This window comes from Amniculibacterium sp. G2-70 (genome assembly GCF_014353055.1).
Classification (GTDB): domain Bacteria; phylum Bacteroidota; class Bacteroidia; order Flavobacteriales; family Weeksellaceae; genus Amniculibacterium; species Amniculibacterium aquaticum.
This window is the reverse complement of sequence record NZ_CP060698.1, coordinates 359,555-374,943: the sequence shown is the minus strand read 5'-3', so window position 1 is coordinate 374,943 and position 15,389 is coordinate 359,555. Positions and strand designations below refer to the sequence as shown.

The window sequence follows — 15,389 nt, the reverse complement described above, 5'->3', positions numbered from 1 at the left end:
AGATGATTATCAGTTAATTAAAATATATGAAAAGCATAATACTATGCATGCATAGTATTTTGAGAAAGAAGTGTAAATGTAGTATTAATGAGTGTTTTGGATAATATCAATGATATCTTTAAAGTTTCTTGCTTTTAGTTGTGAATTTTCAATGAAAATCACCCAAACATCGTTGTTGAATTCGAATTTGATTTTTGAAAGGTCAAAATTGAAGTTTTTTTGGAGTACAGAATAGAGCATTTCTTTTTGAAGTTCGGGAGCCACAATTTGGGGTGCGACAAAGCCCGTATCCATATTGAAAAGTGTGGGTTGGGTCAATTCTTTATGCTGAATCAGGATATCTTCTGTAACTCCAGAATAGAAATTCCCATTTTTGATGTACCAAATTTTATCGGCAAATTCCTTTGCCAATCGCCAATCGTGTGAAGAAAATAAGATGATTTTATTTTGCTTTTTGGCAATATTTCTGAGAAGTTTTAGGATGGCCACTTTATTATTTTCATCCAAATGCGTGGTAGGTTCATCCAAAATAATGATGGGTGTATTCTGTGCTAAAGCTCGACCAATAAATGCTTTTTGTAAATTACCGTCCGAAAGTTGTCTCAATTGTAGTTTTTCATAAACATTCAAGCCTAGATTTTTTATAATATCCTCAATTTCAGTTTGATCGTCTTTATTCAATTCAAAATAATACGGATAATGAATGTATTTGCCCAAAGAAACCAAATCTTTAACGGTGTAATTCATTGGGATTTCTGATTTTGAAAAAACGATAGATATCAAATGTGCAATTTCTTTTACGGAAAGGGTTTTTATCTCTTGGCGATCCATAAGAATTTTACCGTGATTAAGAAGGGGCAATTGATTGAGGATGGACTTGATCAAAGTGGTTTTCCCAACGCCGTTATTCCCGATCAACAAACATACATCGCCCAATGCAAGCTGGGTACTGATGCCTTCGACTAAAGATTTGTTGTATCCAATTGTGGTATTTTCTATTTCCAAAAACATAATTTATCCGGCTTTGAACGATTTGGATTTTACGAGCATCATCAAAATAACAGGAATTCCAAATAGCGAGGTGATGACATTGAGAGGCAGTTTGGATACTTCGGACAAAATGGAAAATATCTGCATGATGCAGATCCCCAGAAGCATGTTCAGTATCCATTGTTGCCACAGTTTGGAAGGATTATAGATCATTCTGCAAAAATGAGGAACAATAATTCCGATGAATAAAATAGGACCCAAAAATGCCGTTATGGTGGCTGATAGTAAAGATGAAGCTAGGATGATCAGCAATTTTAAATGCTTGAGATTGACCCCCAAACTTTGCGCATATTGTGTGCCCAGGCTGTTTCCAATCAACGGTTTGATGGTTTTGAAACTTAGACCCAATCCCAAAATGATAAACAGTCCTAATATGTAAATTTGATTGGTGGAAAGGATATTGTTAGCCCCAAAACTCCACAAGATATAATTTTTCAAACTTTGGTTATCGGCATAGAGTTGTAGTATAGAAACAACAGCTCCAGATAGTGCTGAAACCAAGAAACCAAGGATGATGAGAAAGGATTTGTCAGGAAATTTTTTGGACATTCCCAACAAAACGAACATCATCATAAGAGAACCTATAATGGCAAAAAAACTGAGAAAAGAATTTTGCAAAAATTCCGGAATGACCCAATCTTGAGACAAAAAAATGTAAACAGCTACCGATAGGCTAGCCACCGATGTAATCCCCAAAACCGATGGACCGGCCAAGGGATTTTGAAAATATTCTTGCAACAGAAATCCAGAAGTTGGGATGGCAACTCCTGCAAACAGCATGGCAATCACTCTATTACTTCTTAGTTGCGCAATGGTGGATTGCTCGGAATTGCCAAAAAAATCTTCGAATTTTAAAGAAACAAAACCGGTATTCAGGTTGATGATGATGCATACAATGATGATGAACAATAAAAGTCCCGTTGTTATTTTAAAGTTTTTGGTCATTGTAGAGAAATTGTATGATATAAAAAATCAATCTTTCTAGGAGCCTGTTTAAAATTTTGTATCTAAACATCTATACAAAAAGTCAGATAAGTAAATATTAAAAATAGTCGAATTATTATTTCGATAAAATTTTAAACGGGCTCTATATTAAGAAAGATTGAAAGGTTGGTCTTGATTTATTTTAGCAAAGCTGAAATTTTAGCATCCAATTGATCTTTGGTCATGGATCCCACGGTTTCGTTGCTGGCATTCTTTTTTTTCATGAAAGTAAAAGGAATGCTTTCTCCTTGCCAAGTCTTGAAGTTTTTTGTGAAAAACTCAGGATTTAAAGAAGCTCCGTCCAACAATACAATGTTTTTGGAAAGTTGATGCTCGGCTCCAAAATCTTTCACCGAATCCCAATCGGTCTTGTCATCCAAGCTGATGAAGGTGAATTTTACAGGTTTATCTTTTAATTCAGCCATTTTATCCTTGAAATGTGGGATTTCCTTCATGCAAGGACCGCACCAAGTTGCAAAGAAATTGGTCACATAAAGGGTGTCGTTTTCCTTGGTTGCAAAGAGTTCATTTGCTTTTTCCAAACTAATTTCTACTAAAGCAGGCGCGTTATCTGGACTTGTTGTTTCGGTCGTTTCGCTTACCTGAGCGCTGTTACTTTCAGTAGAAGCACTTTCTTTTTTACATGCTACTAAAGTGATCGCAAATAAGGAGCTTAATATAATTTTCTTCATAAGAGTTGGATTTTCAATAGTTTAATATGATTTTTATTTCCAGTTTGTATAGTTATTCTCTATTTTATTTTTCTTTTTAAAAGAAAATATTTATTTTTGAGTGAAATTATGAAACCTACAACTAAGACAAAAAAATCTGTTTTCCACGGTCTAAAATTAGTTCAAAAAAAGGAACTGACCAAAAATGCATTTGCTCTGGAATTTGAAATTCCTACGAACTTAGAACAGTCGTATCGGTTTCAATCCGGGCAGTATGTGAGTGTTAAATTTCCTTTTCATGGGCAAGATTACCAAGCGGATTATTCCATTACATCGGCTCCACACGAAGGAAAATTTTCGTTGGGCATCAAAATTAATTCTCCAGAAAGTCCATCGGCTTATTTGTACAAAAATTACAAAATTGGAGATGTCCTGGAAATTTCAGAACCTGCTGGTCGTTTTACAGTGGAAACCAAACCTCACGAATTCCGAACCATTATTGGCTTTTGCATGGGGATAGGCATAACGCCCATCATCAGTCATTTCAAAAGCATTCTGTTCAATGAACCGAGAACGCGGTTGTTCTTGTTTTATGGTAATAAATCCAAATCCGAAACTGTTTTTAAGGAAGAATTGGACGACTTGGTTAAAATGCACAAGGACCGATTGGAGGTTCATTACTTTTACTCTCAAGAAAAAGTAAATTATTCACTCTATCAGGGCAGATTGGATGCTAAAAAACTTGTTTTAATCATCAACCAAATTTTGCATTTGGACGATACGGATGAAGAATCGACCATTTGGGATGCCGTGGATGAAGTGTTGATTTGTGGTAAAGGTGAGATGATAAAATCTTTGGCAAACGCCTGTTTTCATCACGGAATTCAAAAAAGAAATATTCATTTTGAATTGTTTGATTCGTTCGATTCGGATATTTATCCTCAAGAAAAAGAATTCCCTTTGATTGAAAATATAGAAGTTGATTTTACTTTAATGAACAAAAAGTATACTACAACCGTCCCGGATAATAAAAATAAATTGCTCAATTACCTGTTGTCACAGGATTTTCCTGTTCCGTATTCGTGCAAGTCCGGCATCTGTGGAAGCTGCGAATGTAAGTTAATAGAAGGGGAGGTCGAATTGTTGGAAAATGAATACCTAACCGATAAAGAAATTGAACAAGGAAAAATTTTAGCATGCATGTGCATACCGCTTACCCCAAAAATTATTCTTAATTTTGATTTAAGTTAATTTGTTTTTGATAAAAAAATCGTAGAAAGTTTGAATTCCATTCTGAAAATATTTAAATCCATCATCAATTTGGCAGAAATTACTTTTTTGCTCATGATTTTGGCCAATATCTGGGTGTATTCAGAAACCAACGGAAGGACTTACGACAGAATATCCAAAATACCACCTAGAGAAGTCGCTTTGGTACTAGGAACTTCTCCCAAAATGAGATCCGGAATCTCCAATCCCTATTTTGTTGCAAGAATGGATGCTGCAGCATTGCTGTACCATCATGGGAAAATAAAAAGCATACTGGTAAGTGGCGAGAAAAGCAAAGGCTACGACGAAACCGAAGCCATGAAAAATTACCTCATTTATCAAGAAGGGGTACCAGAGAACATCATCATCAAAGATACCAAAGGTTTTAATACGCGTTTATCCATCAACAATTGCAAGACAAAATTTCAAAAGAACAACATCATCATCGTATCACAAGGCTTTCATAATCTTAGAGCACTTTTCTATGCCAGAAGTCTAAATATGAATGCTCTTGCGTTTTCAGCACGAGATGTTTATAAAAATGAAAGCTTTTATCGCAACCAATTTCGGGAATTTTTAGCAAGGGTTTCGGCCGTATTTTATTACATCACAGGAATTGAAGTGAAATAGTTTTTCAAAGGTTGTAGTATAGTTACTCGCTATTTTTTTAAGAAATTGAAGCTTTTATTTCTTGTTTTTGTTTTTATTTGATTTTAATGTTTTAAAAATGCAGTGATTTTAGTTTTTCAACTAAAAAGCGTAATTTTGTGAAATCTAAAATTAAAGTAAAAGTATAAAATGAATTCCTACAAAAATCCACTTGAAGAACGCTATTCTAGTGCAGAAATGTTGTACAACTTTTCACCAGACAACAAATTTAGAAACTGGAGAAAACTTTGGATCGCTCTTGCAGAAATTGAAAAAGATCTGGGATTGGAAATTTCCGATGAACAAATTGCTCAGCTAAAAGAACAAGCCGAGAATATCGATTTCGACAAAGCTGCAGAGTACGAAAAGAAATTCCGTCACGATGTGATGGCGCATGTACACGCTTACGGAGATGTGGCACCACTAGCCAAGCCAATCATCCATTTGGGAGCTACTTCGGCATTTGTAGGAGACAATACCGACCTGATCCAGATGAGAGACGGACTGCTAATTGTGAGAAAGCAATTGGTGAATGTCATCAAAAAAATGTCCGATTTCGCCCTGAAATACAAAGATTTGCCAACACTTGGGTTTACCCATTTCCAACCAGCACAGTTGACTACCGTTGGTAAAAGAGCCACTCTGTGGTTGCAATCTTTATTGTTGGATTTCGAAGAGTTGGAGTTTTTCTTAGAAACTTTAAGATTTAGAGGCGTAAAAGGAACTACAGGAACAGCAGCCAGCTTTTTGGAGCTTTTCAACGGTGATTATTCCAAAGTTCAACATTTGGATAAAGAACTTTCCAAAAGATTTGGCTTCGAAAAAGTTTTCGGAGTTTCTGGACAAACTTATGATAGAAAAATTGATGCAAAAGTTCAGGCTTTATTGTCCAACATTGCTCAATCTGCCCATAAATTCACCAACGACCTTAGATTATTGGCGAACCTAAAAGAAATTGAAGAACCGTTTGAGAAAAACCAAATCGGATCTTCTGCCATGGCGTATAAAAGAAATCCGATGCGTTCCGAAAGAATTTCGGCATTGTCCAAGTTCGTTATTTCTTTGCAAAATTCATCAGCAATGGTGGCAGCTACTCAATGGTTCGAGAGAACTTTGGACGATTCTGCCAACAAGAGATTGGCCATTCCACAAGCTTTCTTGGCTGTAGATGCCATTTTGTTGATCTGGAACAACATCCTGAGCGGAATTGTGGTTTACGAAAACAGAATCCACAAGCACATCATGGAAGAACTTCCTTTTATGGCAACAGAATACATCATTATGGAAGAGGTGAAAGCCGGTGGCGACCGACAAGAAATACACGAAACCATCCGTGTACACTCTATGGAAGCATCGAAACAAGTGAAAATGGAAGGTAAGGACAATGATTTGATCGAGAGAATCATGAACGACGATTCCTTGAAATTTGACAAATCTAAATTGATGGAAGTTTTGGATCCTAAAAATTTCATCGGATTTTCACCGATACAAACCCAGCAGTTTGTGGAGAACGAAATCCAACCCATTTTACAGAAATATGCAGATTTAATCGGGCTAGAAACAGACCTGAAAGTATAAATAATGTGCAGTCTTTTTGGGCTGCATATTTTTTTAATTAAAGTAATTTCAAAAAAAAGCCACGAAGTGGCGATATCATTAGCATAGGACATAGTCCTATGATAGAAATCATTAGCATAGGGCGTAGCATTGTGTTAAAAAAACAATAATAAGTAATAATGAACAAAAGAATTTTTGTAGAAAAAAGAGGAATTTTCGATGTCGAAAGTCCAAAAGTTTTGAACGAAATTAAAAGTATTTTTCCGAACATAGAATCGGTAAAAGTCTATAATATTTACGATGTTTTCGGGATAGAAAATGATGATCTTTCAAAAGTCCTTCATAATACATTTGTAGATCCTGTGGTGGATATTCTGCACAACGAAAATCCAGCTCAAACCCTGCATTTTGCAACCGAATTTCTACCGGGACAGTACGATCAAAGAGCCGACTCGGCACAGCAATGTATTGCTTTACTTACGGGTAATGATAAGGTTACGGTAAGAAGTGGTAAGCTTTTCGAGGTAACAGGGCTTACGGAAAATGATTTGATAGAGGTGAAAAATCTGCTCATCAATAAAGTTGAATCTCAGGAAAAAAACCTTCTTGTATTGGAGATTCCTGCGGAAGAAACTCCGGATAAAATCAAGGTTTTTGACCAATTTATTTCTTGGAATAATGCTGAATTGGAGCAATTTTATAACAGTTATGGTTTTGCATTTGGTTTTGATGATTTGCAAATGATCCAAGATCAATTCAAAAAAGAAAACAGAAATCCTACAGAAACGGAACTGAAAGTTTTGGACACTTATTGGAGCGACCATTGCCGACATACTACTTTCGAAACCGAATTGACGGACATCACTTTTGAAGGTCAGTTTCAATCGACTTTAGAATCGATATTCAACGATTATTTAGGAAAAAGAAAATTCTTAGGCAGAGAAGCCAAGCCCATTTCTTTGATGGATCTGGCAACGGTTTCCGCTAGATATTTCAAAAAAACTGGAAACCTAGAGAACATGGTGGTTTCCGACGAAATCAATGCGTGTACCGTGGAAATTGAAGTTGAATACGATGGCAAAAAAGAGCCTTGGTATCTTTTATTCAAAAACGAAACCCACAATCACCCTACAGAAATAGAACCTTTCGGTGGTGCTTCCACTTGCCTTGGAGGTGCGATTAGAGACCCTTTGTCCGGTCGTTCTTTTGTTTTCCAAGCCATGAGATTGACGGGTGCTGCCGATGTTTTGGAGCCTATTTCTAAAACTTTGCCGGGCAAACTTCCACAAAGAACCATTACCAAACAAGCTGCCAACGGATATTCTTCTTACGGTAACCAAATTGGTTTGGCAACAACACATGTTTCCGAAATTTATGACGAAGGCTACAAAGCCAAAAGAATGGAGGTTGGATTTGTTGCCGGAGCCGTTCCAAAAGATTGGGTGAGAAGAGAAAAACCAGTTCCTGGCGATGTCGTAATTGTCCTTGGTGGTGCAACCGGAAGAGACGGTGTAGGTGGTGCGACAGGAAGTTCTAAAGAACAAGACGAAACCTCTATACATACGCTTTCTACTGAAGTTCAGAAAGGGAATGCCGTAGAAGAAAGAAAAATTCAGAGGTTGTTCAGAAAGCCAGAAGTCACCAAACTGATCAAAAAATCCAACGATTTTGGTGCAGGTGGTGTTTCGGTAGCTATTGGCGAAATTGCCGATTCTTTGGAAATTAATCTGGATGTTCTCCCTCTAAAATACGAAGGTCTGAACGGTACCGAATTGGCCATTTCAGAATCTCAAGAGAGAATGGCTGTGGTGATTGAAGCTAAAGACAAAGATCAGTTTATAGATTACTGTAAAGAAGAAAATATTGTAGCCGTAGAGATTGCAAAAGTTACGGATAGTGGCAGGATGCAAATGTTCTGGAACGGTCAGAAAATTGTTGATCTAAGCAGAGAATTCCTAGATACCAGCGGTTGTAGCAAGACTCAAACTGCAAAAATTAATCATTTAGAAAAAGTAGAGCAAAAGGAAATTCAATTTAACGAAGAAAACTTCCTCGATGCTCTGAAAGATAAAAATGCAGCATCCCAAAAAGGATTGGTAGAAATGTTCGACTCTACCGTGGGTGGGACAACTGTTGCACTTCCTTTTGGTGGCCAATACCAGCTTACCGAGACCGAAGGTAGTGTACAAGCCATCCCGGTACTTAGAGCGAAAAATGTAGAAACGGTATCCTTTGCAAGTTGGGGATTTGATGCGGAAGTTTCTAAGCAAAACTCCATGATAGGAGCCTCTATGGCGGTTGTAGAATCGGTGGCGAAAATTGTAGCCATGGGTGGCGAGTTCAGAAATATCCGTTTGAGCTTCCAAGAATATTTTGAAAAATTGGGTACGCTTCCAGAAAAATGGGGCAAACCTTTGGCTTCGCTTTTGGGTGCTTATGATGCACAGATGAATTTTGGTTTGGCAGCCATCGGAGGTAAAGACTCCATGAGCGGAACTTACCAAGACATCCATGTGCCACCAACTTTAATTTCTTTTGCTTGTGCTCATGGTGAAAAGAAAACCGTGATCTCTCCAGAGTTTAAAAAAGCCGGAAATTTCATCTATCATTTCCAGCATAAAACTCAGGAAAATGGGTTGCCAAATTATCAAGATTTAATTGCAATCTACGATTTTATCCATGCTCAAATTAAAGCCGGAAAAGTGGTTTCTGTAAAGACCATTAAAGAAGGCGGTGTAGCTGTTGCATTGGCTAAGATGTCTTTTGGTAACCAATTGGGTGCTTCGGTTGGTATCGATGATAAATTAGCATTAACCAAAAATATAGGAGGTTTAATAATTGAAACTACAGAAAAATTAGAAAATAATTTACTTCAACTGATTGGTGAAGTCGAAAATTCGGGAAGTCTGAAAATCAATAATTTAACTGTTGAAATCAAAAAATTGGTTGAAGTTAATTTTGGTACTTTTGAAAAATTATTTCCAACGAAAGAGCCGAGAAAAATTGACATCGAATTGGATGAAAACTTGAATGGAATCGAGAAAAAATCCATCAACATCATTTCGCATAAATTAGGAAGTCCTCGAGTTTTTGCACCGGTTTTCCCGGGAACAAACTGTGAATTCGAAACCAAAAATGCATTCAGAAAAGAAGGCGCCTTGGTAGAAAGTTTGCCTTTGGTCAACATCAATCACAATACTTTGGAAGAGTCCATCGACCGTTGGGTTTCTAAAATTAAAGAATCTCAAATCTTGGTTTTCTCCGGTGGTTTCTCTGCCGGTGACGAGCCGGACGGTTCTGCAAAATTCATTGTGAATGTGTTGAAAAATGCCAAAATGAAAGATGCAGTTCATGAATTTTTGGGTAGAGACGGAATGATTTTAGGGATCTGTAACGGTTTCCAAGCCTTGGTAAAATCCGGATTGTTGCCGTACGGCGAGATTAGAGATTTGGACGAAAACTCGCCAACTCTTGCCCACAATGCCATCGGAAGACACATCTCGCAAATGGTGAATGTGAAAGTGGTGAGCGACAATTCTCCTTGGTTGAAGGGGATGAAAGACGAAGTGTACACCATTCCGATTTCTCATGGCGAAGGTCGTTTTATGGCTTCTGAAGAGGTGCTGACCGAGCTTTATAAAAAAGGACAAATCGCTACTCAATACATTGACTTTGAAGGAAATGTTGCGCACGGAATGCCTTTCAACCCGAACAATTCACTTTTCGGAATTGAAGGACTTACCAGCGAAAGTGGTAAAATATACGGTAGAATGGGACATCCTGAACGATTCTCTGACGGATTGTTCAAAAATATTCCATCGGCCAATTACCACAACATCTTCAAAAACGGAGTGGAGTATTTTAAATAACAATTTAACCCTGTCGGTCAGCCTATGGTCGACAGGGATTTTTTAACAAAGTTGGACCGGATCATAATCCTTTATAAATCATAAATTTTGAAAGATTATTACTATTTTCTAGGGATAAAACATACAGCAACTGAGGAGGATATACGGAAAGCATATCGGAAATTATCTTTAAAATATCATCCTGATAAAAACGATAACGATCCTTTTTTCGAAGCTCGTTTTATGGAAATTCAAGAAGCTTATGATGTGTTGAGCGATCCCGAAAAAAGAAGATTTTACGATCAAGATTTTGGACATCAACAACGAAGTAAAAGATCCAGCCAGCCTCCCTATATTCGTTCTTTTTCTTCCAGTAAAGTTCGTGCTAAGAAAGGAGATACCATTCACCTAAAATGGCAAACACACAATGCTGATGTGGTTAAAATTCTGCCTTTTGGATTGGAAAAATCCTATGGAGAACGGAGTTTTAAAATAACAGAATTCAAAGACGGACAGTTTCATGTGGTGCTTCAGGCAACCAACTCTTTACTGAATAAATCGGTGGTAAAAGGGATTAGTATTCTAGAAATGCTTCCTGGAGAAACTGAAATTGTCGAAGAAAAACAAGACTTCGAGGCCACAGATACCATGAAAAATCCTGTCAGAAAAAAAACAATGGATTTTGTGGTTTTGGTAAAAGCTTTACTTGTGATACTCATTCTGCTAATTGTGGTTAAAAACTGTTTTAGCTAAAATTTTAACTCAACAAACTGCGTTGTACAATTATGCAAAAAATTGTACTTTTACGCTTTCAATTTTTCGTATAAAATCTAATAAAAAAATATGAACACACAACAATTTGTGAACCGTCACATTTCCCTTTCACAAGCCGATACAGAGGCTATGTTGAAACGAATTGGAGTAAATTCAATCGATGAGTTAGTTAGCCAAACCATTCCTGGATCCATCCGTTTGGAAAAGGATTTGGAGATCTCGGCACCTCTATCCGAATATGAAATGCTTGCTCATTCCAAAGATTTGGCTTCACAAAATAAATTGTACGATAATTATATCGGATTTGGATATTTCGGAACTATTTTACCGGCAGCCATTCAAAGAAATATTTTTGAAAACCCAAGCTGGTACACGGCTTATACACCTTACCAAGCAGAAATAGCACAAGGTAGATTGGAGGCTCTATTGAATTTCCAAACGGTGGTTTCTAACCTTACAGGATTGCCTTTGGCTAATGCCTCTTTGCTGGACGAAAGTACGGCAGCTGCAGAAGCAATGCACATGTTCTTCAGCAACAGATCCAAAGATCAAAAAAAATCCAACGCCAATAAGTTTTTTGTTTCGGATTTGGTGTTGCCACAGACCATAGCGGTTCTTATGACAAAAGCGGATGGTTTGGACATCGACATCGTAGTAGGAGACTTCAATTCAATGGAATTGGATGCTACATTCTTCGGTGTTTTATTGCAATACCCTGGTAAAAATGGTGTTGTAGTCGATTATACTGAAATTATTAAAAAATACAAAGAATTGTCTTTGCAAGTAGCACTTGCTTGTGATCCTTTGGCTTTGGTTAAATTAAAATCTCCTGCAGATCTAGGTGCAGATTGTGCTGTTGGTACAACCCAGAAATTTGGTATCCCAATGGGTTACGGTGGACCTCACGCTGCATTCTTCACGTGTAAAGAAGATTATAAAAGAGATATTCCGGGAAGAATTATCGGGGTTTCTCAAGACATGTACGGTAGGAGAGCACTAAGAATGGCTCTACAAACCAGAGAGCAACACATCAAAAGAGAAAAAGCAACTTCTAACATTTGTACAGCCCAAGTTTTATTGGCCGTAATGGCAGGTATGTACTGCGTTTATCACGGTGCATCTGGACTACAATATATTGCAGATCAGGTTCATGCAAAAGCCAATGCGTTGAAAACTGCAGCAACGGCTTTGGGGTATGATGTGGTAGATCAAACAATTTTTGATACCGTTTCCATTAAAATGAACGAGATTGACAAGCAATTATTAAAAGCTAAAATGGAAGAAAATGAAATCAACCTTAACTATTTCACAACCGATTTTGTAAGCATCGCTTTGGACGAAACAACTTCTGTGGCCAAATTAGAAAAATTGGTTGCTGCTTTGGCTTCGTTTAAAGATCAAGCAACAGTTGCACTTGTTCTAGAAGATAAAACAAGCATTCCAACAGAAATGTTGAGAAGAGATGCCATCCTGACCGATGATGTTTTCAAAAAATACCACACAGAAACCGAATTGATGAGATACATCAAGAGATTGGAAAGAAAAGACCTTTCTCTTACGCATTCCATGATTTCTCTTGGTTCTTGTACCATGAAGCTGAATGCTGCAGCTGAAATGTTACCTTTGTCATGGGCAGAATGGGGTGGTGTTCACCCATTTGTACCTGTAGATCAAGCAAAAGGATATCAAACGATGATTGCCGAATTGGAAAAAGATTTAGCAGAAATTACCGGTTTTGCGGGTACTTCTCTTCAACCCAATTCAGGTGCTCAAGGTGAATATGCCGGGTTAATGGTCATCAGAGAATTCCAAAAATCCAAAAATGAAGGACATAGAAATGTCGTTTTGATTCCTCAATCTGCACACGGAACCAACCCGGCTTCTGCAGTATTGGCAGGATTGAAAGTGGTGGTGGTTAAAAATCTTGAAAATGGAGAAATTGATTTTGAAGATTTGAAAGCCAAAGCAGAACAGCACAAAGACAACCTATCGTGTGTGATGATTACTTACCCATCCACTTACGGTTTCTTTGATGCCAATATCAAGGAAATTACAAAACTAATTCACGATAACGGAGGTCAAGTATATATGGATGGTGCTAACATGAATGCCCAAGTTGGATTTACAAGTCCAGGAAATATCGGAGCAGATGTTTGTCACCTTAACTTACACAAGACTTTCGCAATCCCTCACGGTGGAGGTGGACCTGGAGTTGGGCCTATCTGTGTTGCGGCACATTTGGTTCCGTTCTTGCCATCTAACCCGAACATCAAAATTGGAGAAGAAACTGCTATCGATGCGATTTCTGCAGCTCCTTACGGATCTTCTTTGGTACAAAACATCTCGTATGCGTATATCAAAATGTTGGGTACTGAAGGATTGATGAAATCTACGGCTCATGCTATTTTGAATGCCAATTATTTGAAAGAAGTATTGTCAGAACATTTCCCAATTCTTTATGCTAATGAAAACGGAAGAGTGGCTCACGAGTGTATCGTAGATTTCCGTCAGTTCAAATCAATTGGTATTGAAGTGGCAGATGTTGCGAAAAGATTGATGGATTACGGTTACCATGCACCAACAGTATCTTTCCCAGTGGCAGGTACTTTGATGATAGAACCTACTGAATCGGAAAGCAAAGCCGAAATCGATAGATTTGCTGAAGCTTTGATCAACATCAAAAAAGAAATTGATGAAGTAATAAACGGTGAAGCAGATGCTGCAAATAATGTATTGAAGAACGCACCGCATACCGAACAATTGGTTATTTCTGATGCTTGGGACAAGCCGTACAGCAGAGAAAAAGCAGCCTATCCTTTGGATTGGGTTAGAGATCACAAATTCTTTGCAACCGTTTCTAGAATCGATGAAGCCTACGGAGATAGAAACTTGGTTTGTACCTGCGAACCTATTGAAGCTTACATGTAATTTTCAATCAAATAATAATAGAAAATCCCGAGCAATCGGGATTTTTTTGTTTGTGTTTAGAAGTAATAAAAGAGGTTAAAATTTTTTAGGAATACATTTATGAATTATTGTAGAACTAATTTGTAAGTATAGAGAGGTTGTCTTACTTTTGATATCCTTATTTCCATCGGTATTGCACAAGATCTACCGATGATTGTATTTTATATTATGGAACAACTTAATCATTTATACACCAACCAAAGAACAGGAGATCACAGCCCGAGAAAAGTGTCCAGAACAGATTTTCAGAGGGATTTTGACAGGCTCATTTTTTCTTCCGCTTTCAGAAGATTGCAAAATAAAACTCAGGTTTTTCCGCTACCGGGAAGTGTCTTTGTGCACAATAGACTTACGCATTCCCTCGAGGTCTCTTCTGTGGGGAGGAGTTTGGGAAGTTTGGCTGGTGAGTTTATTCAAAAAGAGTATGAAAATTACCTAAGTCCAGAGTCGTTGCAATTTTATCTTTACGATTTGCAATCTGTCGTTGCGGCAGCCTGTCTCTGTCATGATGTTGGAAATCCTGCCTTTGGACATTCCGGTGAAGATGCCATTGCTTCTTATTTTGAGAAAAATCAATCGGAACTGAAGGACTTTTTCACGGATAAAGAATGGGCCGATCTTATAAATTTCGAAGGAAATGCGAATGCCATCAGAGTTTTAACACATCAACAAAATGGTAAAGATGAAGGCGGTGTACAACTTACTTTTTCTACCTTGTCCAGTATTGCCAAATATCCTTGTGAGGCTATTGCAAAGAAAAAAGGAGCAATCAACAGAAAGAAATTTGGTTTTTTCCAAAATGAAAAAGAAACTTTTAAGAAAATAGCAAGTCAAACAGCCCTATCGATTGAAAGCGAAGAACCCTTGATCTATAAGAGAAATCCCTTCGTTTGGTTGGTAGAGATGGCAGACGATATTTGCTACAACATTATCGATATGGAAGATGCTCACAGATTGGGCATTATATCTACTCACGATTGCGAATCGTTGTTTTTAGAAGTCATCAACCAAACCACGAGCGACGACATGAAAAGGATAGAACAGAAACTTTGTTCTATGCAAAATTCAAACGAAAAAATATCGTACCTCCGAGCCAAACTTATTGGCTCTCTTATCGTTTCGGGAATGGATTTGTACAAAAAACATTTTGAAAGTATTGTAAACGGCACGCACAACATCGGTCTGATTGATACGGTTAAACAATCCAGCCCATCTCTTAGCGAGATCGAACAATTCTCCATCTCCAAAATATACAACCACCGTTCGGTGGTAGAGATAGAGAACGCCGGGTACAATGTCATGTACGAGTTGCTCAATCATTTTATACCACCGGTTATCAAAAATAAAGACGACAGGAAAAGTTATGAGAAGAAAGCCTTACAATTAATGCCTTCTCAATTTCATTATGATCAGGGCACGGTTTACCAAAAAGTATTGGGAGTATTGGATTTCGTTTCCGGTATGACGGATAATTTTGCAACCGATTTGTACAGAAAAATTAAAGGGATTGATATTGGAATGACCATGTAAAAAAAATCTTTTCCGAACGGTTTTTATTTGTATCTTTCCATTTCGAATAAGAGTCTGTTTACATTTTGTGTCTCATTTCTTTGTAGGTGTT

General features: G+C 37.5%; 10 protein-coding genes. 7 read left to right on the top strand and 3 right to left on the bottom strand.

All coding sequences use genetic code 11. The features are described from left to right. Positions 1 to 84 precede the first annotated feature (84 nt). The 3 genes from H9Q20_RS01690 to H9Q20_RS01680 form a co-directional block, all read right to left on the bottom strand. A complete protein-coding gene (locus tag H9Q20_RS01690; protein WP_187478143.1) occupies positions 85 to 1,011 on the bottom strand; it encodes an ABC transporter ATP-binding protein in 927 nt (308 codons plus the stop codon). 3 nt (positions 1,012 to 1,014) lie between these two features. Then, positions 1,015 to 1,995: an iron ABC transporter permease gene (locus H9Q20_RS01685; RefSeq protein WP_124640523.1), complete on the bottom strand. Its 981-nt coding sequence runs from the start codon at positions 1,993 to 1,995 to the stop codon at positions 1,015 to 1,017. Between the two features lie 176 nt (positions 1,996 to 2,171). Next, entirely contained in the window at positions 2,172 to 2,726 is a 555-nt protein-coding gene (locus H9Q20_RS01680) for a TlpA family protein disulfide reductase (protein WP_187478142.1), read from the bottom strand. Between the two features lie 108 nt (positions 2,727 to 2,834). On the opposite strand from H9Q20_RS01680, the gene H9Q20_RS01675 reads away from it, so the two are divergent. The 7 genes from H9Q20_RS01675 to dgt all read left to right on the top strand — a co-directional run bounded on the left by H9Q20_RS01675 (position 2,835) and on the right by dgt (position 15,298). Next, on the top strand, positions 2,835 to 3,956 hold the full coding sequence (locus tag H9Q20_RS01675; RefSeq protein ID WP_124640521.1) for a 2Fe-2S iron-sulfur cluster-binding protein: 1,122 nt from the start codon (positions 2,835 to 2,837) through the stop codon (positions 3,954 to 3,956). Between the two features lie 30 nt (positions 3,957 to 3,986). Then, complete coding sequence (locus tag H9Q20_RS01670; protein ID WP_394336891.1) at positions 3,987 to 4,604, top strand: vancomycin high temperature exclusion protein; 618 nt, start codon at positions 3,987 to 3,989, stop codon at positions 4,602 to 4,604. A 168-nt stretch (positions 4,605 to 4,772) separates the two neighbouring features. Then, positions 4,773 to 6,200 carry an adenylosuccinate lyase gene (purB, locus tag H9Q20_RS01665; protein ID WP_187478141.1) on the top strand — a complete coding sequence of 476 codons (1,428 nt, stop codon included), beginning with the start codon at positions 4,773 to 4,775 and terminating at the stop codon, positions 6,198 to 6,200. A 158-nt stretch (positions 6,201 to 6,358) separates the two neighbouring features. Further along, positions 6,359 to 10,048: a phosphoribosylformylglycinamidine synthase gene (locus H9Q20_RS01660; protein ID WP_187478140.1), complete on the top strand. Its 3,690-nt coding sequence runs from the start codon at positions 6,359 to 6,361 to the stop codon at positions 10,046 to 10,048. 87 nt (positions 10,049 to 10,135) lie between these two features. Next, positions 10,136 to 10,780, top strand: coding sequence for a J domain-containing protein (locus H9Q20_RS01655; RefSeq protein WP_124640518.1), 645 nt, complete (start codon positions 10,136 to 10,138; stop codon positions 10,778 to 10,780). Positions 10,781 to 10,870: 90 nt separating this feature from the next. Then, complete coding sequence (gcvP, locus tag H9Q20_RS01650) at positions 10,871 to 13,729, top strand: aminomethyl-transferring glycine dehydrogenase (protein WP_124640517.1); 2,859 nt, start codon at positions 10,871 to 10,873, stop codon at positions 13,727 to 13,729. 207 nt (positions 13,730 to 13,936) lie between these two features. Continuing rightward, the gene (dgt, locus tag H9Q20_RS01645; RefSeq protein WP_187478139.1) at positions 13,937 to 15,298 is read left to right on the top strand and encodes a dGTP triphosphohydrolase; all 1,362 of its coding nucleotides are present in this window, start codon (positions 13,937 to 13,939) and stop codon (positions 15,296 to 15,298) included. Positions 15,299 to 15,389: the final 91 nt, after the last annotated feature.